This window comes from Natrialba sp. INN-245 (genome assembly GCF_009807105.1).
Taxonomy (GTDB): domain Archaea; phylum Halobacteriota; class Halobacteria; order Halobacteriales; family Natrialbaceae; genus Natrarchaeobius; species Natrarchaeobius swarupiae.
The window spans coordinates 99569-121036 of record NZ_WUBV01000008.1; the positions used below are offsets into that span (position 1 = coordinate 99569).

Annotated in this window: 17 protein-coding genes; 7 read left to right on the forward strand and 10 right to left on the reverse strand. The window is 62.4% G+C overall.

Going from position 1 to position 21468, the window contains the following annotated elements:
* Window positions 1-40 precede the first annotated feature (40 nt).
* From GRS80_RS02555 to uvrB, 5 genes are all read left to right on the forward strand, one after another.
* Window positions 41-1471, forward strand: a complete 1431-nt coding sequence (locus GRS80_RS02555) for an amidohydrolase family protein (protein ID WP_160046188.1) — start codon at window positions 41-43, stop codon at window positions 1469-1471.
* A 3-nt stretch (window positions 1472-1474) separates the two neighbouring features.
* Window positions 1475-2065 (forward strand): nucleotidyltransferase family protein, encoded by a 591-nt coding sequence (locus tag GRS80_RS02560; RefSeq protein ID WP_160046189.1) that lies wholly within the window; start codon window positions 1475-1477, stop codon window positions 2063-2065.
* A 218-nt stretch (window positions 2066-2283) separates the two neighbouring features.
* Entirely contained in the window at window positions 2284-3048 is a 765-nt protein-coding gene (locus GRS80_RS02565) for an IclR family transcriptional regulator (protein WP_160046190.1), read from the forward strand.
* A gap of 1323 nt (window positions 3049-4371) precedes the next feature.
* A complete protein-coding gene (locus GRS80_RS02570; RefSeq protein ID WP_160046191.1) occupies window positions 4372-5142 on the forward strand; it encodes a DUF4397 domain-containing protein in 771 nt (256 codons plus the stop codon).
* 57 nt (window positions 5143-5199) lie between these two features.
* Window positions 5200-7254 carry an excinuclease ABC subunit UvrB gene (gene uvrB / locus GRS80_RS02575; protein WP_160046192.1) on the forward strand — a complete coding sequence of 685 codons (2055 nt, stop codon included), beginning with the start codon at window positions 5200-5202 and terminating at the stop codon, window positions 7252-7254.
* Window positions 7255-7337: 83 nt separating this feature from the next.
* On the opposite strand, the gene GRS80_RS02580 is transcribed toward uvrB, so the two are convergent.
* Window positions 7338-7565 carry a hypothetical protein gene (locus tag GRS80_RS02580; RefSeq protein WP_160046193.1) on the reverse strand — a complete coding sequence of 76 codons (228 nt, stop codon included), beginning with the start codon at window positions 7563-7565 and terminating at the stop codon, window positions 7338-7340.
* A 432-nt stretch (window positions 7566-7997) separates the two neighbouring features.
* On the opposite strand from GRS80_RS02580, the gene GRS80_RS02585 reads away from it, so the two are divergent.
* A complete protein-coding gene (locus GRS80_RS02585; RefSeq protein WP_343161415.1) occupies window positions 7998-8855 on the forward strand; it encodes a metallophosphoesterase in 858 nt (285 codons plus the stop codon).
* Between the two features lie 69 nt (window positions 8856-8924).
* Here GRS80_RS02585 and GRS80_RS02590 read toward each other — a convergent pair whose 3' ends face one another.
* The 8 genes from GRS80_RS02590 to GRS80_RS02625 form a co-directional block, all read right to left on the reverse strand.
* The gene (locus tag GRS80_RS02590) at window positions 8925-11381 is read right to left on the reverse strand and encodes a cbb3-type cytochrome c oxidase subunit I (protein WP_160046194.1); all 2457 of its coding nucleotides are present in this window, start codon (window positions 11379-11381) and stop codon (window positions 8925-8927) included.
* A gap of 115 nt (window positions 11382-11496) precedes the next feature.
* The gene (phnE, locus tag GRS80_RS02595; protein ID WP_343161416.1) at window positions 11497-12294 is read right to left on the reverse strand and encodes a phosphonate ABC transporter, permease protein PhnE; all 798 of its coding nucleotides are present in this window, start codon (window positions 12292-12294) and stop codon (window positions 11497-11499) included.
* Window positions 12295-12349: 55 nt separating this feature from the next.
* Window positions 12350-13363, reverse strand: a complete 1014-nt coding sequence (locus GRS80_RS02600; protein ID WP_160046195.1) for a PhoU domain-containing protein — start codon at window positions 13361-13363, stop codon at window positions 12350-12352.
* A gap of 63 nt (window positions 13364-13426) precedes the next feature.
* On the reverse strand, window positions 13427-14086 hold the full coding sequence (gene phoU, locus GRS80_RS02605) for a phosphate signaling complex protein PhoU (protein ID WP_160046196.1): 660 nt from the start codon (window positions 14084-14086) through the stop codon (window positions 13427-13429).
* 3 nt (window positions 14087-14089) lie between these two features.
* Window positions 14090-14920, reverse strand: coding sequence for a phosphate ABC transporter ATP-binding protein PstB (pstB, locus tag GRS80_RS02610; RefSeq protein ID WP_160046197.1), 831 nt, complete (start codon window positions 14918-14920; stop codon window positions 14090-14092).
* A gap of 1 nt (window position 14921) precedes the next feature.
* On the reverse strand, window positions 14922-15821 hold the full coding sequence (pstA, locus tag GRS80_RS02615) for a phosphate ABC transporter permease PstA (RefSeq protein ID WP_160046198.1): 900 nt from the start codon (window positions 15819-15821) through the stop codon (window positions 14922-14924).
* Window positions 15818-16819, reverse strand: coding sequence for a phosphate ABC transporter permease subunit PstC (pstC, locus tag GRS80_RS02620; RefSeq protein WP_160046199.1), 1002 nt, complete (start codon window positions 16817-16819; stop codon window positions 15818-15820). The genes pstA and pstC overlap by 4 nt, the downstream gene beginning before the upstream one ends.
* A gap of 15 nt (window positions 16820-16834) precedes the next feature.
* Window positions 16835-17866, reverse strand: a complete 1032-nt coding sequence (locus GRS80_RS02625) for a PstS family phosphate ABC transporter substrate-binding protein (RefSeq protein WP_343161417.1) — start codon at window positions 17864-17866, stop codon at window positions 16835-16837.
* Window positions 17867-18396: 530 nt separating this feature from the next.
* Here GRS80_RS02625 and GRS80_RS02630 point away from each other — a divergent pair.
* Window positions 18397-19392 (forward strand): phosphate uptake regulator PhoU, encoded by a 996-nt coding sequence (locus tag GRS80_RS02630; protein ID WP_160046201.1) that lies wholly within the window; start codon window positions 18397-18399, stop codon window positions 19390-19392.
* Window positions 19393-19412: 20 nt separating this feature from the next.
* Here the strand turns inward: GRS80_RS02630 and GRS80_RS02635 are convergent, their stop codons facing one another.
* Window positions 19413-21296 (reverse strand): PAS domain-containing protein, encoded by a 1884-nt coding sequence (locus GRS80_RS02635; protein ID WP_160046202.1) that lies wholly within the window; start codon window positions 21294-21296, stop codon window positions 19413-19415.
* Between the last annotated feature and the right edge of the window lie 172 nt (window positions 21297-21468).

Below are 21468 nucleotides of genomic sequence, written 5' to 3' on the forward strand. Positions count from 1 at the left end.
AACGGGGTACACTCAAGTAGGTCGCCGAGAGAGAGGTCATATGGTCGAATCGACAGTAGACCTTCGCGTGGTCAACGCACGAGTTGTCACGCCGGAGGGAACGTTGAGCGGCGGCGTTGCGGCTGACGACGGCACCATCGTCGGCGTCGGCACCGAATCGAACCTCCCCGACGCGGAACGCGAGATCGACGCCGAGGGCAACTACCTGATCCCCGGCTTCATCGATCCCCACGTTCACTGGGGACTCTCTCGGTACGAATACGAGTACCACGAAGGACTTGAGCACGACTTCGAGACCGAAACGCGGGGTGCGGTCCACGGCGGCGTGACGACGGTCGTCAACTTCCTCCTGCAGAAGGAGCCGTACGTGCCGGACATGGACTTCTTCAAGCGCGCAGGTGAGGAGAACTCCTACATCGACTTCGCCTACCACGCGATCGTCCACCAGGACCACCACGTCGAGGAGATCGAACAGCTGGCCGAAGAGGGGATCCGTTCGTACAAGATCTTCTTCAACTGGTACAAACACGCCTCGCCGGAACTCGGGATCGACCACTCCGATGCGGGTCGTACCTACAAGGTACTCGATAAGGTCTCGGAGATCCCGGACGGCGTCGTGATGTTCCACGCCGAAAACGAGGACCTCGCGATCGAACGGCGCACGGAACTCCAAGAAGAGGGCAGAAACGACCTCGAGGCCTGGAGTGAGGCCGCGCCGAACATCTGCGAGGCGATGCAGATCGAACAGATCGGCCAGCTCACCGAGTACACCGACTCGCGGGCGTACATCGTCCACATGAGTACGGGCGAGGGCGTCGACATCTGCGAGCGCTACCAGCAGAAGGGGGTCAACCTCCACGCGGAGACGCTCCCGGCGTTTCTCTCACACACCTACGAGCAGGAAGATCTTGGCGTCTGGGGGAAGATATCCCCGCCCCTGCGCGGCGAGGAGAGCAAGAAACGCCTCTGGGAGGGACTCAGGACGGGCGTCGTCGACTACATGGGAACCGACCACTGCCCGCACAAGATCGAGTTCAAGGAGAAAGACGAGGGCAAACACGGCGACATCTGGGACGCGATCCCCGGCGACAACAACGGCATCGAGTACTTCCTCCCTGTGATGATGAGCGAGGGCGTCAACAAGAATCGCATCAGCATGGAACGACTCGTCGAGGTCTGTGCCGAGAACAACGCCAAGCGCTGGGGACTGTACCCCCGCAAGGGCGCGCTCGTCGAAGGCTCGGACGCCGACATGGTGATCGTCGACCTAGAGAAGTCGGCGGTCGTCGACGACGACTTCTACCACACGATGGAACCGCGGTACTCGACGTTCCACGGCGAAGAGCTGACCGGATTGCCGACCCACACCATCGTCGGCGGCGAGACCGTCGTCGAGGATGGCGAACTCCAGACCGATCCGGGCGGACGCAACTACCTCCCGCGGGGCCCCGAGGGCGTTTCACTCGAGTAACCGATGTCCGAACTCGTCGGCGTCCTGCTCGCGGCCGGACTTGGAACCCGGTTCGAGGACGGGAACAAGCTGCTCGCCCCGGTTTGCCAGCGCGACGAGCCGATAGTGGTCCGCGCCGCGCGATCGTTTCCCGACGCCGTCGATCACGTCGTCGCGGTCGTCGGCCACGAGGCCGACGCCGTCCGCGAGGTCGTCTCGAGCGTCGTCGACGAGACGGTCCACAACCCGGATTACGAGCAGGGGCAGAGCACGTCGGTTCGCACGGGCGCGATAGCGGCACGCGAGCGCGACGCCGACGCCGCGGTCTTCCTTCCGGGCGATATGCCCACCGTCGATCTGCGAACGGTTCACCGGATCGTCGAGGCGTCACGCGAGGACGACGTCGACGCCGTCGTTCCGGTGTACGACGGCCGACGGGGGAATCCGGTGTTGTTCGACGCCAGCTGTTTCGACGACTTGGCTGATCTCTCCGGAGATACCGGCGGGCGAGCCCTGTTCGAGACCGTCGCGGTTCGACGACTTCCCGTTGAGGATCCGGGAATCCACGTCGACGTCGATACCGTCGACGACCTCGCGTCGCTCGAGTGCGAGTAGCGTCCCACAATACCGAACGGATTTGTTTTCTCCCGATTCGAGAATACTCGATTTGAGCGCGTGAGTTCGACGACAGTCAGACAATCGGCCACTTTTCTGGCACAATCCGACGATACCATCACCGACGTGGTGAACTCTCGGCAGTCGACGGTGTGACAAAGTGGATTAACGTTCCACGATGATGAACACTTATGAGTCTTGAACTCCTACAGTGTGGTATGACAACATCCAACTCGGCCGGGATACAGGCGGTCGATCGAGCGTTCGACATCGTGGAAGCGTTGAACGAACTCGACGGAGCGGGAGTCTCAGAGCTGGCCAGACACGTCGAGTTGCCGAAAAGCACCGTCCACAATCACCTGGACACGCTCGAGCGTGCGGAGTACGTCGTCCGTGAAAACGGAACGTATCGGACGGGTTTGAAGTTTCTCCAGATCAGTGAGACGGCACGCAATCAACACGCTCTCTACGAGGTCGGGCGCTCGGAGGTCGAGCATCTCGCGGAGAAGACCGGTGAGATTTCGGCACTGATGACCGAGGAACACGGTCGCGGCGTGTTCGTCTACCGAAGCCGCGGGTCGGAGGCCGCTCGGATCGACACCTGTATCGGGGATCGGGTGCCGATCCACTGTACAGCGCTCGGTAAGGCAATTCTCGCGTTTCTGCCGGACGATCGCCGTGCGGCGATTATCGACCAGCACGAACTTCCCGCCGTCAACCACAACACGATAACGGATCGCGGGAGACTCGAGGAGGAACTCGAGGCCGTTCGCGAACGCAAGATCGCGTACGACGACGAGGAGCGGTTGAACGGGTTACGGAGCGTCGCCGCCCCGATTCTCGATGGCACCGATTCGGTGATCGGATCGATCAGTGTCGCGGGGCCGACCCACCGGATGAAAGGCGAACGGTTCGAAACCGAGCTGCCAGAGACGGTGCTCGGAATCGCAAACGTCATCGAACTCAACATTCAGCACACGTGAGAGTCGTTCGGTGATGTGGAACGATAGCGTTTCGTTACTACTCGCGACTTCGGAGCCGTTCGCCACTGCACGACGACTCCGGTGGACGCCTCGAACGAACGGCTCTATTTACGTATGTATGAGTGTAATTTAAACTGTCACTCGAAAAATGGTTTGTGGTCGTACACCGGTACTCGAGGACGAGACACCGAGATCGGTTCACATCTAACGAAACATCGCATTCCTTAAATTCACACACTAAATCTTCTCGATGGTTCTTCTCTCCAGTTTGATCCACAAACACAACAGTATCATGATAAATAGGAATCTACTTCGCGAACTCACCGGGTAAATCGAAATATCAGTGTTAATAGATCGGTTCTGGTACAGACTCAACTACGGGACCTGCACCGTGCGTTCGTTCGGGTCGACAGAAGTATATAAGTCAAGATAATTATCATTCGGTGAAATATCGAAAATTTATAATGTATCGATTCCCGTGGACCGAGTACGAAACCGGTCGGCAGACGCCGGCCGATTGCGCCAGGTCCGACGAGCCTGCAACTCTTGAGTCCGACGGCGAGAATAATTGGTCGTGTCTCAAACTCGTCTAGAGTCGTAACTGACTCCTGTGGAAACAGGGTCACCTCTGGTATCCAGCCCGAAGTGACCCATGCACGCCACAATCGACGCGCAGTTCACAGTTAGTCTCGACCCAGACAAAACACTACCGCTCGCCACCGAATAATTGTCAATAGGTCCACCAGTCGGACGCGACGATATCGGAGAACTGCGCTCGACGGCGAGTTCCAACGTAGGTAGCGGTGAGCGTCCGCCTCGAGAGCGTCACGTGCCGTGTTCAGACGGGCTGGTGTGAGTCCGTTCCAGTGGGCCTGCGTCCCGTCGTGTATGGTCCCACCAGTCGGCGGCACAGATCCCGAACGTCACCACTGTCCGCCCAATAGGTCTGCATCCGTTCGTGGACGCCCCGCGTATGGCCCGCGAACCCCAACAGGTTCGCGACGATTTGAAGTAAGCAGAGCAGACGTCCGACGACGACGATCTGCGTCTGGGCTTGTCCCAGGCCTGCTTCAGTGGATCGTCCACAACCACGGTCAGGACGACCCTATCCACGAGATGGTTGTCGGATAGCGGATTGATACTAACCAACCAGTCTCTACTCGTCCGGGACCGACCACAGTGGACAGACTGCACCCGCTTGTACGAGCAGATTACGGCTGATACAGCCACCATACGGTCCCTGTCGCAGCAGGGAAATCTCCGAAATTCATCGCTACTAACTACGGCCTCTTTCCCGGAGCGATCCTGTGACTCGAGTGCATCATGCCAGTATCACGACGTTCGGCACTGAAGGCCGTCGGCGCCGTCGGTGGACTCACCGCAGCCAGCGGGACCGTACTCGCGGTGGGAGAACACGAAGACGACGAGCGAACGAAGGAAAAAGACGGCAAGTACGCGGACGACAAACCGGACGAGGCGGACGAACCGGTTGTACCCGAGGCCGCGGTCCGCGTCGCTCACTTCGCTCCGGACGCGCCGGCGGTCGACGTCTACATCGACGGCGACCGAGTGCTCTCGGCGTTCGCGTACGCCGACGTGTCACCGTACCTTGAGGTCGCACCCGGCGAGTACACGGTCACGATCACCGCGGCAGGCGATCCACAGGCGGTCGTCTTCGACGGGGACGTCGAGTTCGGAAGCGCGTTCTACACCGTCGCCGCTATCGGGGAACTCGGCGCGGACACGTTCCGCCCGGAGATCCTCGTCGACGCCGGATCGGCTCTGGTCCGAGTCGCACACTTCTCGCCCGACGCGCCGGCGGTCGACATCCTCGTCGATGGGGAGGTCCTGCTCGAGAACCTCGCCTTCGAGGAGTCGACCAACTACCTCGCGGTCCCTGCAGGCAGCTACGAACTGTCGATCACACCCGCTGGTAATCCGGAGACCGTCGTCGCCTCCTTCGACGCCGACGTCGACCCCCAGACGGCCTACACCGCGTACGCGATCGGCTACCTCGAGCCACCCGAGGAGTTCGAGGACCGTTCGTTCATCGTCCTGCCCACGGTCGACGGCGAATTCGGCGCAGGCGACTGACGACGATCGACGACCCGATGCGAGCGGGTAAAGTGCCTCGAACCCCTGGGGCCGGTAATGAGCGACACTCGAGGCCCGCTGCAGCCGGACCGACCCGACGTCGACCGACCCTTCGAGGTCGACGCCCCCTTCGACCCGGCCGGCGATCAGCCGGAAGCGATCGAGGAGCTCGCGGACGGCTTCCGGTCGGGACAGGGCGAACAGACCCTCCTCGGCGTCACCGGATCGGGAAAGACCAACACCGTCTCGTGGGTGATCGAGGAGGTCCAGAAGCCGACGCTTGTAATCGCTCACAACAAGACCCTCGCCGCCCAGCTGTACGAGGAGTTTCGCTCGCTGTTCCCCGACAACGCCGTCGAGTACTTCGTCTCCTACTACGACTACTACCAGCCCGAGGCGTACGTCGAACAGACCGACACCTACATCGACAAGGACGCCTCGATCAACGACGAGATCGACCGGCTCCGTCACTCCGCAACCCGTTCGCTGCTCACGCGCGAGGACGTCATCGTCGTCGCCTCCGTTTCGGCGATCTACGGCCTCGGTGACCCGCGAAACTACGTCGACATGTCGATGCGCCTCGAGATCGGCGAGGCGGTCGGCCGCGACGAGTTGTTGAAACGACTCGTCGACCTGAACTACGAGCGAAACGACGTCGACTTCACGCAGGGGACGTTCCGCGTTCGAGGAGATACGATCGAGATCTTCCCGATGTACGGCCGCTACGCCGTCCGCGTCGAACTCTGGGGCGACGAGATCGACCGTATGATCAAAGTCGACCCGCTCGAGGGAGAAGCCAAAGGCGAACAGCGCGCGGTGCTCGTCCACCCCGCCGAACACTACTCGATCCCCGAGTCGAAACTCGAGCGTGCGATGGCGGAGATCCGCGACGACCTCGACTCGCGCATCTCCTACTTCGAGCGCCAGGGCGATCTGATCGCCGCCCAGCGCATCGAGGAACGGACGACGTTCGACCTCGAGATGATGGCCGAGACCGGCTACTGTTCGGGGATCGAGAACTACTCGGTCTATCTCTCGGATCGGGAGTCGGGCGAAGCGCCGTACACCTTGCTCGATTACTTCCCCGAGGACTTCCTGACGGTCGTCGACGAGTCCCACGTCACCCTCCCGCAGGTTCGCGGCCAGTACGCCGGCGACAAGTCCCGGAAGGACTCGCTGGTCGAGAACGGCTTTCGGCTTCCCACCGCGTACGACAACCGCCCGCTCACCTTCGAGGAGTTCGAGGAGAAGACCAACCAGTTGCTGTACGTCTCGGCGACCCCCGGCGACTACGAGCGCGAGGAGTCGGGACGGATCGTCGAACAGATCGTTCGCCCGACTCACCTCGTCGACCCCGCGGTCGAGGTCTCGCCGGCGACCGGCCAGATCGACGACCTGCTCGATCGGATCGACGAACGGATCGACCGCGACGAGCGAACCCTCGTCACGACGCTTACGAAACGGATGGCCGAGGATCTCACGGAGTATCTCGAGGAGTCGGGCGTCGACGTCGAGTACATGCACGACGAGACCGACACGTTAGAGCGCCACGAGATCATCCGCTCGCTCCGGCTTGGCGAGATCGACGTCCTCGTCGGCATCAACCTGCTGCGGGAGGGACTGGACATCCCCGAGGTCTCGCTGGTCGCGATCCTCGACGCCGACCAGGAGGGCTTTCTGCGCAGCGAGACGACGCTCGTCCAGACGATGGGGCGGGCCGCCCGCAACGTCAACGGCGAGGTGGTGCTCTACGCCGACGATCCCTCGAGCGCGATGGAGTCGGCGATCGAGGAAACTCAACGCCGTCGCCAGATCCAGCGGGAGTACAACGAAGAACACGGCTACGAGCCGACGACGATCGAGAAGGAAGTCGGCGAGACGAACCTCCCCGGCTCGAAGACCGACACCTCGAGCGTCTCCGGGCGAGAGCTCGCGGACGAAGAGGAGGCCACCCGCTACGTCGCCGATCTGGAGGAACGGATGGAGGAAGCCGCGAGCAACCTCGAGTTCGAACTCGCCGCGGACATCCGGGATCGCATCCGGGAGCTCCGCGAGGAGTTCGACCTCGAAAGCGACGAGGAGGGAGTCGCCCCGCCGACCGAAGAGTTCTAACCGACGATCACGGACCGTCGACCGGTCGGGATCTCGCGGACAGATTTCGTCTGGAAAACGTCTCTCGGCTCGTGTCGTGTCCGTTAGCGAACTTCGTCGAGTTCGACGAACGACCCCAGATCGGCCGACAGCCAGGTGGTCAACCGCTTCTCCTCTGGACACTCCTGTGGAACGACCGTACACCGGTCGGGACGGCTCTCGTACCGGACGACGATCGCCTCGAGATCGATCGACGATCGGGAGTACTCCGCCGCAGTCTCCAGTCGCTCCCGAACGCTTCGGTCGTCGTAGCCGCTTGCTGGATCACTCATGTGGAATCGGGGTCGATGACACCGTATCAGGAACGGTTTCCCGACCTACAAAGTCACTGCTAGTTGGCCTATTGAGGCCTCTCGAGTGGTTCTAGTCGTTTCGTAGTCGTCGGGAACTGCCGGGTGGATAAAATCCCCGAGAGGTGACCGGAGTCGAGCAACGACGTCGACCGGTCGTGGATCGTTATAGCATTCGACATGGGACGTAGTTGGGAGTTGTACCCGGAACGGCTCCGGCCCGTTCGAACAGCCGGTCGCAATCGAGGACGAAGACTCGAGACGGGTGACGGTGGACGCTACTGAGTGTGGTCTTTCCGCCGTCGGCGATCGATTGTTGCTCGCCCAGTTTTCCGGCCGCGGGCCGACCGTCGGACCAGACTCGCGGTTCTCGGCGATCCACACGTCGCGACCCGATCACGGGAGACCTACCGGGTGTTCCACCGCACCGAACAGCGCCTTCGGACCGCGATCGACGACTGTAACGAACGGGACGTCGACCTCGTCGTGTTTCCCGGCGATCTCACGAAAGACGGAGAGCCGTGGAACTACGACCGCGTCGACGTTTTGCTCGAGGAACTCGAGCGGCCGTTCGTGGCGACCCCCGGCAATCACGACCTCCAGAAACGCCAGGACGAACACGACTGTCCGTCGCCGTCTGCGTTCGCCGATCGGTACGCCTCTGGGTCGTTGCCGGGGCGCTACGAGATGGACGAAATCGACCTCTTCGTACTGAACAGCGCGTCGGGACCCGACGGCGCGTACACGGACACACACCGAGGGCTCGTCTCGGGCGACCAGATCGAGTGGCTCGACGAGGAACTCGAGGGGACGACGGCCCCGATCGTCTGCTGTCATCACAACCCGATGCCGATCGTGAACGACCCGCTGTGCCAGAGCCAACCCTGGCGGACGTTCACCATCCGTCGACGGGAGCGGTTCCGGTCGGTCCTCGAGAAACACGACGGTGGGCTGGTGCTCTCCGGACACCACCACCTCCCGGCGGTGGTCCGTCACGGCGAGACGAGACAGCTCATCGCCCCCGCGCTCGCGTCGTATCCGCAGGCGTACTGTCTCCTCGAAATCGACGAGGACGGGACGTCGGTCTGGCTGGTTTCGGTCGCGGGCGAGGCAGGTCGATCGGAGGCCTACGAGCTGGCCGAAGCGGGGCCGACGTTTCGGCGGACGCTCCTCGGCATCACCGAAAACGCACTCGAGGACTCGCCGTTGCTCTCGGAACCGCCGCTGATCGTCGGCTCACCCTCGGCCGAGGCGGCGAAACCGGTCCGATAACCCGCGAGTAGCGATCGGTCGGCGGGAGGATACGAAGCGATCACGGAGAAAACCGAGAGTCGAGCGACGCTACATCAGGTAGAACAGCGGGAAGAGGATGACCCAGACGATGTCGACGAAGTGCCAATAGAGCCCGAAGAACTCGACGGGTCGGTGATCCTCGAGGTAGGCGTCGACGCGGACGATTCGGACGAGCATGAACACGGCGATACTCATGCCGATGATCACGTGTAAGGCGTGGAGCCCGGTCGTCACGTAGTAGATCGAGTACTCGATGCCGGTCCACCAGTACTCGCCTTGCTGGAACTTGACGTTGTACTCGAACGCTTTGACGCTCATGAACACGAACCCGAGTGCGAGCGTCGCGCCGAGGGCACCGATCAGTCCGCGCTTGTTCCGGCGTTCTGCAAACACCAACGCGAGGACGACCGTGAAACTCGAGGTGATCAGGACGTAGGTGTTGAGCAGACCCGGCCAGGCGGCGAAGGGGACGGTCGTCCAGTCCCCCCAGCCGGCGTGGAGACGCAAGAAGACGTACGAGCCGATCACCGCACCGAAGAGGACGACGTCGGAGGCGAGAAACACCCAGACGCCCATCTTGATGTCGTCGACGCCGTCGAACGGCCAGCGTTCGGCGATCGCGAGTTCGGGAACGACGAACCGCTCCCTGCCGAACTGGATCGCCGTCGCCGCGAAGATCGCGAATCCGGCGACCGCGAGCACGGGGTAGACGATCGAGGGATCGGGCGTCCCGACCACGCTGTGTCCGCGGGCGGCGGCGAAGCGTTCGACGTACGGGGCGATCCCGGAGAGTCCGAGCAAGAAGACGAACAGCCCGAACGCGATCCCGAGCGGCCAGATGCTCGCGTGATCCGCGTGTTCCGTGTCGACGGCGCTCGCTGGTTCGGCCCCGGTCGTCCCGCCGTCCGGAACGCCGGCTCGTTCGTCGACGAACTCGAGGCGTCCCGTTTCGTAGCTGGGTCGGCCGTCCCAGTTCTCGAGTGGCGGCGGAGATCCGGTCGCCCACTCGGCCGTCCGCGAGTACTCCCACGGGTTGTCGGGGGCGGTCGGGCCCGCGAGGAGGCTCTTTCCGAGCGCGTAGAACATGATCAGAAACGACGCGCCGAAGACGAACGCGCCGACGGTCGAAGCCTGATGGTAGACCGTCAACCCGGGGTTGAAGTGAAAGACGCGTCGCGGCGTCTCCCAGGCGAGAAACTGCGGGAAGTAAAGCAGGTTGAAGCCGACGAAATAGACGGCGAAGTGAAGCTTTCCGAGCGCCTCCGAATACATCTTGCCGGTGATCTTCGGCCACCAGTAGTAGATGCCGCCGACCAACGCGGTCACGCCGGCGGCCATCACGTAGTGAAAGTGGGCGACGACCCAGTAGGTGCCCCGAAACTCGTAATCCAGGACGACCGCACCGAGGAACACCCCGGTGATGCCGCCGAGGATGAACAGGACGAGCGCCCCGAGATTAAAGAGAAACGGCGTCGTAAACCGCACCCGGCCTTTGACCATCGTGTAGATCAACGCGAAGACCATCAGGTCGAAGGGTAACGAGATCCCGATCGTCGTCGCCATCATCAACGTCTTGATCTCCAAGTTGATCGTCGTCAGGAACATGTGGTGCATCCAGACCAGAAACGACTGGATGGCGACGAGCACCATCGAGATGATGACCCACTTGCGCCCGACCAGCCGTCGACCAGTAAACGTCTGGAACGTCTCGAACATGATCCCCAACGCGGGGAAGAAGACGATATACACCTCCGGATGACCGAAGAACCAGAATAGGTGCGCCCACAACAGACTCGAGCCCTGATCGGTCGAAAAGTACTGGGTGAGGAGAACTCGATCCGATCCCAACATCAACAACGCGGCGAGCAAGGTCGCGAACGCGAACAGCATCATCCAGATCGTCAGCAGGATCGACCAGGTGAAAAGCGGCATATTCCACAGCCCCATCCCCTCCGCCCGGTGGCGGTGGATCGTCACGAGAAAGTTCACGGAACCGACCGTCACGGAGGCGACGAACAGGATCAACGCGAGCACCGTCGCGGTGCCGCCGGTCGTCGCTTCCATCGCCGGGGTGTACATCGGCACGTTGAGCGGTGCATACATCGTCCAACCGCCCGCGTAGGTCCCGCCCTGGAAGAACGAGAAGACGACCAGCAAAAGCGAAAAGAGGTACAGCCAGTAGCTCAGCGCGTTCATCCGCGGGAACGCGAGGTCTTTCGCACCGATCTGCAACGGAACGAGGTAGTTCGCCAGCGCGAGTCCGAGCGGCGAGATGAACCAGAAGATCATGAGCAACCCGTGTGCGGACACCGACTGGTTGTACGTATCGCCCGTGAGTAGTCCCGTTCCACCTGGACCCCACAGTTGCGTTCGGAAGAGAAGCGCGAGGACGCCGGCGAGTAAAAACGTGAACATCGCCGTCACGAGGTACAACACCCCGATGTCCTTGTGGTTCGTCGTGACGAGCCACCGTTTGACCGACGTCACGGGCGGAAGGTCGCTCATGTCACCCAGGCGTACGTCGACGGTGCACGAAGAAGCGCAACCTGCACTGGCAACGTCCTTGTCGAGGTGGGCTCCCCTCGAGTTCGGAACGGTGGTTCGAGTCGATCAGCAGAGATCACTTCGAGAGTGACTCGACGAGCCGTCGTGGCAACCCGACGATCAGCTCTCGAAGCCCCATCGGCTCCTCGTCCGCCCGGAGCCGTGCTCGCGTCCGCTGGCTGAACAGTTCGACCGAGATGATCAACAGGAAGATACAGAGCAGCGTCGCCATCGCGTTGGTGAACTGGAACAACCCCTGCTGGACGTCGAGGATCTGGCCGAGGCCGCCGGCGCCGATGACGCCGAGCGAGACGGCGATGCGGACGTTGATCTCGAAGATGTAGAGCGTCCAGGCGATGTACGGCGTCGTCACCTGACTCAGCATCCCGAACGTGATCGTCTGCGGGCGGTTCGCGCCCGTCGTCTCCATCGCCTCGATCGGACCGTCGGAAATCTCCTCGAGTTCGTCCGTAAAGAGCCGTCCGAGGTTGCCGATCGTGTCGATCGCGATCGCGAGCGTCGCCGCGGCCGGACCGAGGCCCGCGAGAGGGATCAATATCAACGCCCAGACGAGCGCCGGAATCGAGCGGATCGCCGACATCGTCCCGCGGAAGACGAAGTTGAGCGGAAACGGCGTCACGCGCTCGGAGCCGAGGACGCCAAACAGCAACGCGAGGGGGAAGCCGAGTATCGTCCCAGCGAGTCCCATTGCGAGGGTGATCCCGGCCTGTCCGAACACCGAAAACACGCCGAGTTCGTCGACGAAGAACGCGACCGGATCGGCGATGAGGAGCCGGCCGACGTCGGGATCGAACAGGAGCTGTCGCTCCGAGATGAACGCCCAGTACTGGGAGAGGTCGAGGAAGGGAATCACGCCGAAATACAGCGTGAGCGGGAAGAAATCCCGATCGCTCCGGGGAGGACAATTTTTACCGACTCCGAGAGCCTTCGACCGTCGATTCCACGGTCGCGTCCGCGATCGCGAGACCGTGTTCGGTCGTCTGTCGGAGCCGCTGGATTACCGTTCCGTACAGGTAGCCCTCCGGGACGTCCCGCTCGGCCAGCCGGTCGTCGAACGTTGCGATTCGATCGCGTGCGGTCGCGGCCGCCTCGATGACTCGAGCCTGCTCTCCGTCGAAAGCGTGTTCGACCACGGAACGGGTCTGTGCGCCGATCGCCTCGATCTCTGGCGCGAACTCGTCGTCCGCGGGGCCGGAGCGTTTCGTCGCCGCCGCCGCAATCTCCGTGGCGTCGTCGGCGATCCGCTCGAGTTCGTCGGCGACCCGGTACTCGCGAAACGCAGACGTCCGGTCCGTCTCGAGGTGGTTGATCTCACGAACGTCCTCCAGGCCGCGATAGACGCCCCGGCTGACGAACGCGAACAGTCTGTCGACGTCGTCGTCGCGATCGATCACTCGCCGGGCGAGGTCGGCGTCGCCGCGACAGAGGCTCTCGATCGCGTCCTCGTACATCTCGAGCGTGAGCTGGCGAATCTGTGCGAGGGTCTGGGGGAGCGATACCTCGCTGGCGTCGAGGACGTTCGTCACCGTCATCGTCTCGTCGGTAGCGGTCTGAATCGCGACGCCGACGAGGCGGCCGATCGAGCGCTCGAGCCGCCGGCGTGAGTCGGGCTCGAGATGCTCGAGACCGGTGATCGTAATCCGATCACAGCCCTCGACGTAGGCGACTTCGACCCGCCGTCGAACGGTTTCGCCGTCGAGATCGGCGGCGTCGACGGTGACTGGCTGGGTGCGACCCGTGACCGTCTCGGCCGCCGCGATCAGTCGATCCTCGTGGGGGTAGAGATACATCGACGCTCCGGATTCGAGGTCCTGGGCCCGCGCCCACTCTTTTGGCAACGAGACGACGAACGTCGAGTTTCCGGCGAGCTGTACCTTCCGCTCGACCGGCTCGTACTCGGCTGGGTGCTCTCCGTTGCTCATCAGTCGTTCGAACCGCCGGTGTGTTCGGCCGTCATCGGTCGATCAACTCGTCGTTTTCGATCATCAGTAGATCAGTTCGTCGTCGTTCTCGACCATGTACAGCGTTCGAGCGGCGATATTCACCGCGTGGTCGCCCACTCGCTCGAGATCGCGAATCGTCAACAGCATTCGCGAAACTTCCTCGAGGAGGTCGTCGTTGACGACATCAGTTTCGACGAGGTCGCGGGCGACGATACGACTCGCACGACCACAGAGTTCGTCGATCTCGTCGTCGGTTGCGGCGATCCCGTAGGTGGCGTCGGCATCGTTCGTCGCGTACGCCCGCATGGCGTCTTCGACCAGCAACACGATTTCGGTGCCGATGTGGACGACGTCGATATCGGGGTAGCGTTCCCGGTCGCCTCGCTTCGCGTACTCGGCTAAGTTGACCGCGAGGTCGGCGATTCGCTCGAGGTCGGTGATGATCTTGAACGACGAGGCGATAAACCGGAGGTCGCCTGCGACCGGCTGTTGGAGCGCAAAGAGGTCGATACAGTCGCCTTCGAGGTCGAGATACAGTTCGTTTACTTCGTGATCACCCGCGATCACGCGATTCGCGAGCGCGGCGTCGGTCGTCTCGTAGGCCTCGAGCGCCCGGCGCAGACGCTGACAGACGACGTCGCTCATCTCGAGGACGTCCTCGCGGAGTTGCTCCAGTTGTTCTTGGTACTCGATTCGCGCCATGGATCAGCCGAACTTGCCGGTGATGTAGTCTTCGACGCGGTCGTCGGCCGGGTCCTCGAAGATGCTCGCAGTGTCGTCGAATTCGACGAGTTCGCCGCCGGTGAGAAAGACCGCCGTCTTATCGGAGATACGGGCGGCCTGTTGCATGTTGTGGGTGACGATGACGACCGTGTACTCCTCGACGAGTTCGTCGATCAGATCCTCGATCTTCGACGCTGCGACGGGGTCGAGCGCGCTCGTCGGCTCGTCCATCAGGATGACCTCGGGGTCGGTCGCGATCGCCCGCGCGATACAGAGACGCTGTTGTTGGCCACCTGAGAGGTCGAGTCCGCTCGAGTCGAGTTTTCCCTCAACTTCGTCCCAGAGGGCCGCGCCACGCAAGGCCTGTTCGACGGCGTCGTCGAGGTCGACGTCGTCGACCGTCCCCTGCACGCGAAGCCCGTAGGCGACGTTGTCGTAGATCGACTTGGGAAACGGGTTCGGTTTCTGGAACACCTGTCCGATCTTTCGCCGAAGCGCGACCGGATCGACGTCGTCGTCGTAGACGTTCTTCCCGTGGAAAGATAGCTCACCGTCGACGCGACAGGCGTCGATCTGGTCGTTCATCCGGTTGATCGACCGCAGGAACGTCGACTTCCCACAGCCCGACGGGCCGATCATCGCGGTCACCTTGTGCTCGGGAATCTCGATCGAGACGTCGGTAAGCGCTTGATCCTGGCCGTAGTAGACGTCGAGGCTTCTGGCCTCGAGAACGGTCTCGTCGGGCCGGTCGGCACGCGTCGTGTTCTCGGTCTGTACGTCGGTCGTGATCAGCGATTGTTCTTCTGTCGACATGTTAAATCTCCGTCTCGTACCGGTGGCGGATGTAGATCGCGATCAGGTTCATCACGAACAGGAACGAGAGCAGTACCACGATCCCGGTCGCAGCGAGGTGGATGAAGTGCTGGCTCGGTTCGTTCGCCCAGTTGTAGATCTGGGTCGGCATCGCGCTGAATCGATCGAACGGTCCCCTGGGCATCCGGTTGATGAAGATCGCGCCGACCATGATCAGCGGAGCGGTTTCACCGATCGCGCGGGCAAGCGCGAGGATGGTTCCGGTCATGATGCCGGGCATCGCCGCCGGGAGCACGACGTTCCGGATCGTCTGCCACTGGGTCGCGCCAGTTGCCAGCGAGCCGTTCCTGACGCCGTCTGGGACCGCGCGCAGTGCCTCCTGTGCGGAGACGATGATGATCGGCATGACGAGCAAGCCAAGCGCGATCGCCCCGGCCAGCAGGATCGGTCCCATCCCGATTCCGTTGACGAACGCCGCCAGACCGAGCAGTCCGTAGACGATCGAAGGGACTCCCGCGAGGTTCGCCAGATTCGCCTCGATGAGTCGCGTGATGCGATTGTCCGGCGCGTACTCCTCTAAGTAGATCGCGGAGCCAACGCCGACGAAAAACGACAGGATGGTCACGAGGACCATCAACATGATCGACGCGACGATCGCACCCCTGAAGCCGGACAGTTCCTCGCGTCGGGAGCCGTCTCGAGTGAAGAAGTCGACGAGGTTGATGTTGTACTCGGTCAGTCCGACGTAAAAGTCGGTGGCGACGTCGAACAACAACAGTGCCAGCATGAGGACGCCGAACATCGACGCCGCGAAGATGAGTCCGAGGAAGATTCGATTCTTCCGGTGTTCCCACCCGAGGTCGATGTCGGCGAACAGGTCGTGATCAGTTTCGGAACTCATCGGTACTCCTCCTGGAAGCGGCGTTTGAACCAGTCGTTGAGCAGGTTCATGCTCAGGGTCATGACGAACAACAGCAGGCCGACGGCGAACAGCGACTGGTACTCGACGGTCCCCACCGCGGTCGTCCCGCGGGCCATCTTCACCATGTACGCCGTCATCGTCATGATCTCGGCGAACGGGTTGGCCGTGATCTGGGGTTGCATCCCGGCGGCGAGCGTGACCGCCATCGTCTCACCGATCGCCCGGGAGATGGCGAGGATGTACGACGCGAAGACGCCCGAAATCGATGCCGGGAGGACGATTCTCGTCGAGACGTCGAACTTCGTCGCGCCGAGGGCGTACGCACCGTTTCTGAGATCGTCCGGCACGGCCGACATGGCGTCCTCGCTGATCGAGGAGACCATCGGAATCGTCATGATACCCACGACGAGCATTCCCGAGAGCAGGCTGTACCGGCCCATGTTGATGCCGAACACCGTCTCGGCGATCGGTGCGACGATCACCGGGTTGATAAAGGCGATCGCGAAGTAGCCGTAGACGATCGTCGGAATCCCGGCGAGGATCTCGAGCGTCGGCTTGAGCTTCGAACGGACGCCCTCGGAGGCGTACTCCGAGAGGTAGATCGCGGTCGCCGTCCCGATCGGAACCGAGACGAACGCGGCCCCGATCGTGATCGCGAGGGTCCCGAAGACGACCGGGAGGACCCCGTGACCGGGCGTCGCGTGATCGGGTGCCCACCGTGTGCCGGTGAAGAACTCGGTGAACGTCACCGTTCGTTCGACGCTTGCCCCCAACAACATCTCGGTGAATTTCGCGCCGAAGAAGTAACTCGCCGCGTTGTCGATCAACACGAAAAAAATCGCGAGCGTGGTCAGGACCGTAATCGCAGCACAGACGAACAGGATGCGACGGGCTCGACGGTCGGCCGCGTTGTCTGTCTGGACGGGTCCGTCGCCGCTGATCCCGGGACCTGACCCGTGGTGTGATTCGGTACTCATTGGTTACTTCGAGGGTTATGCGCGCTGGACAGTCAGATCGTCAGGCGAGGCACCGGCCTCCTCGAGCCACTCGTCGATCTTCTCGTGGTTCTCCTCAGTCACGGCGTCCGGGGCAGCGTAGAACCCCTCGTCGCGGGCGAACTGCTGGGCGTCGTTGGTGTAGAACCGTGCGAACGAGCCGATGAGGTCCGTTCGCTCCTCGAGGCTCGCGATGTTGACGAACGCGAACAGCGGGCGGGCAAGTGGCGAGTACAGCCCCTCCTCGATGTTTTCCTGGGTGGGGAGGTAGAAGTCGCCGTCGGCGTCGCTCTCGACCGGAACGGCCTCGATCGGTTGATCGTCCTCGATATCGCGGAGGTACCCCAGTCCGCCCCAGCCGAAGCCGTGTTCGTTGTCGGCGACTGCGGCCATGATCTCGTTGGTCTGGCTGGTCGCGGAGTAGTCGTCGCGAACGTTGCCGATCTCGCCGTTGATCTCGCGCGTGAAGTAGTCGAAGGTCCCGGACGCGCTGTCGCGGGCGTGCAGTTGCATCTCCTCGTCGGGCCACTCGTCGCGAACGTCACTCCAGAGGTTGACTTCGCCGGTCGCTTCGAACTCCCAGACCGTCTGGAGTTCGTCGAGCGTAATGTTGTCGACCCAGTCGTTCGCGGAGTTCTTGACGACCGAAAGGCCGTCGAGGCCGACCTCGAGGAAGCCGTAGTTGACGTCGTTTTCCTCACAGAGATCGATCTCCTCCTCGGTGATCATCCGACTCGCACTCTGGACATCGGAGTTAGCGCGGCAGAACTCCTGGAAGCCCGCACCAGTCCCCTCCGGCGCGACGTCGACGAGGACGTCCGGGAACTCGTTCGAGAAGTTCTCGCCGGCCCACGAGGTGATCGGGGCGACGGTATTGGATCCGGACGCGTCGATGGTACCCGAGAGATCACCACCCCCGTTTCCGCCACCATTTCCGCCGCCGTTTCCACCGCCGTTGCCGCCGCTTCCGCCGTCGTCACTACTACAGCCAGCGACGCCGATGATCCCCGCCGTCGCGCCGATAGCCACGAAGTTACGCCGCGATACCCCACTGAAACCGGTTCGACCGGACTGATTGTCCGTCATCAGATAGACGACGATCGGAGACGAACAAGTAGCCTTCTAATATCTATATAGCCGATTACCACCCATCACATTGATCTATGTATCGGACAGTATTTTCCGACTACCGATCGGACTCACCACACCGAAATCAGCAGCAAGGAGCCGGGCGTCCTCGAGATCGAACACGGACCACTCGTCATCCGGATCGTCGGATCCAGCGACCGGCACAACTACGATCCGCCTCTGCAGTCGCATCGGGAATACGTACAGTAGTCCGTATCAACGAACCGTTTCGCTACGAACGTACGGATGTTCACCGTAGAGACCAAATCTCTATATATTACGATATACGTAAACATTTGCCAATATAAACATACCTTGAGACGGGTTTCCGTACCGAATTCGATAGAGATTTGGGAGATGTAAACGGCACGTTCCCAACCCACTCTATAGATACAGGTGGATTTATATTCTGGCCATAGAAAACGCGCAGTATGGAGACCCGAAAGGTCCAGGTGACGGGTGGGTCGACGTACACCGTCTCGCTCCCGAAAACGTGGGCGACGGAAAACGACGTCAGTAGCGGAACCGCCGTCGAAATCTATACGGAGGACGACACGCTGCTCGTGACGCCACAGAGCGACGAAACCAATCAGGAAGGAACGCTCGACGTCTCGAGTCTCGAGGACGAACAGCTGATCCGGGCCGTGATGACGATGTACGTCGGCGGATTCGACGTCATCACGCTCGAGGCGGGGCGTATCACGACCGACCAGCGTCGGGCGATCCGGAGTGCGATCCAGGGGTTGATCGGCGTCGAAATCGTCGAAGAAGGCTCGGATCGCGTCGTCGTCCAGGACTTGCTCGACTCCTCGGAGCTGTCGATCGTCAACGCCGTCACCCGGATGCGACTCATCGCGGCGTCGATGCTCGAGGACGCGGTGACCGTGCTCGTCGAGAACGACGACGACGTCGCCCGCGACGTTACCGAACGCGACGACGACGTCGATCGGCTCTGGCTGGTCGTCTCCCGGATCTTCCGCGCGACGCTTCGTTCCCCCCGCGCGGCCGAGGAACTCGGCGTCCACCGCGAGGACTGTTTCGAGTACCACTCGAGTGCTCGCCAACTCGAGCGGATCGCCGATCACGCCGTCAAGATCGCCCAGCTTGCGCGCAAGCTCGAGGACATTCCCGAGGACGTTGCCGACGCGCTGCTCGCCCTCCACGCGGACGTCGCGACCGTCGTCGAGAAGTCGATGGACGCGCTGTTCGCCGACGACGCCGAACGGGCGACCGACCTCGGACACGACGCCCTCGAGTCCGTCCTCGAGATCGACGAACACACCAGACGTATCGACGATCTGTTGCGTAATCTCGATCCGGTTCAGGCGCAGTCGCTCGGGCTCGTCCTCGATTCGCTCTCCCGGAGCGCCGACTACGGCGGCAACGTGGCCGAAACGGCGCTGCAAAGGGCCGCGCCCCGTCCGTAGGCTCGCTCACTCGACGTCAATCACGGTCGGTCCACCCCGGTAATCTCGAACCGCGCGCCGCCGTCTTCCCCCTCGAGCACGGCGACAGTCCACCCGTGGCCGGTGGCGATCTCCTCGACGATCCGCAATCCCAGCCCGATGCCCTCCTCGCTCGTCGTGTACCCGCGTTCGAACACGCGATCGCGCTCGGCAGGCGGGATTCCGGGGCCGTCGTCCTCGAGGAAGAACCCGTCGCCAAGCGGGCCGACGGTGACGGTGACCGCCGGACCGTCTCCCTGTCCGTCGGAGTCGACGCCGTGTTCGAGGCTGTTTCGAAAGAGGTTCTCGAACAGCTGTCGACTTCGGCCCGGATCCGCGAGAAACTGCTCGTCGTCGACGACCTCGAGCGAGCCGTCGCCGGAATCGACGGTCTGCCACGAGTCGACCGCGAGTTCCGACAGCGAGACCGGTTCGAGCGAACCGACCACACTCCCGGCACGCGCTAGGGCGAGCGTTTCGTCGATCAACTGCTCGATCTGTTCGTGAGCCTCGTCGAGATCGTCGAGAAACGGACTCGAACAGTCTTCGCGGACGAGTTCTCCGTACCCCATCGCCGCGGTTAGCGGATTCCGAAGGTCGTGCGAGAGGACGCTCGCGAACTCCTCTAACCGATCGCGTTCGCGCTCGAGGCGGTCGTACGCCGTCCGTCGGTCGGTGACGTCGTTCTGGAAGCCGACGAAGTGAGTGACCGTTCCGTCCGCGTCGCGGATGGGGGCGATCGTCACTTCGTTGTGGAACGTGGTCCCGTCTTTGCGGTAGTTCGTGAGTTCGACCGCCACTGGCTCTTCTGCGTCGACGGCTTCGCGCATCGCGGCGACCGGCTCCGGATTCGTCCCCTCGCCCTGGAGAAACCGACAGTTCCGTCCGAGAATCTCCTCGTGTGAGTAGCCAGTCAACCGCTCGAACGCGTCGTTGACGTAGACGATCGGGTTGTCCTCGAGAGAGGGGTCGGTAATGCTCATCCCGACCGGAGCAGCGTCGAACGCGGCGTCTTTGAGTTCGACCTCTCGTTCCCACGTCACCGCCGCGCTCGCGTCGTGGACGTCGACGACGAGTGCCCCAACGGCGCCGTCGATCGTCACCGGCTGAGCGACCGCTTCGACGAAGACGTGCTCGGTTACGAGTGACTCGGTCGTTTCCTCACCGGTGACCGGTTCGCCACTCTCCGAAGAGTACTCGAAGGAGATGGTCGTCCGGCGACCCGCTGTCGCTCGCTCGAGCCACTCCGCGAGATCGGGTGTGGCCGCTTCGAATGCCCGCGGCCACGGAAGCTCCCAGTAGCGGTGGCCGACGAGATCGTCCGTTTCGACCCCGACGAACGTACTCAGTCGCCGGTTCGCTCGTCTGACGGTTCCGTCCGGGTCGAGCACGGCGATCAGTCGATGGGGGTCGTCGAACGTCGTCTCGAACAGTGCGCGGGATCGCTCGAGTGCCCGTCGCCTGCGATTGCTCTCGACGGCGTTGCGGACGTGATTCGCCAGGACGTCGTACTGGTGTTTGCCCGTCTCCTTCCGAAGGTAGTCTGTGACACCGGCAGAGATCGCCTCACTCGCGATCTCTTCGGATCCCTTGCCGGTAAAAAGGATGAACGGAATCTCGCCGAAGGAGTCGCGAACCGCCTGGAGGAACTCGAGGCCGTTCATCTCCGGCATGTCGTAGTCGCTGACGACGCAGTCGAATCGGTCGGTTTCGAGTCGCTCGAGCGCGGCAGCGGCCCGGTGTTCGATTCGAACGTCGAACTCGTGGTGGCGACGCTCGAGAGACGCCTGCGTTAGTCTCGCGGAAGATGGGTCGTCGTCGACACAGAGAACGTCGACGTTCTCGAGTGGATCGACACACGATCGACCGCCGGTCGACGGAGCCATACGGAACGTACAGCGCTGACCCCATTAGAAGGTAACCCCGTTCGTCGACGCTGAGGCGTCGTGGCTCTCGTTTCTCACCGGCGAACTCTCCCGTCGCTCACCGGAGAACTCGTCTCGAGAACGGCGGCTCGGGAAAATCCCTCGTCACACGGGGCTCGGTGGGGGTAACTCC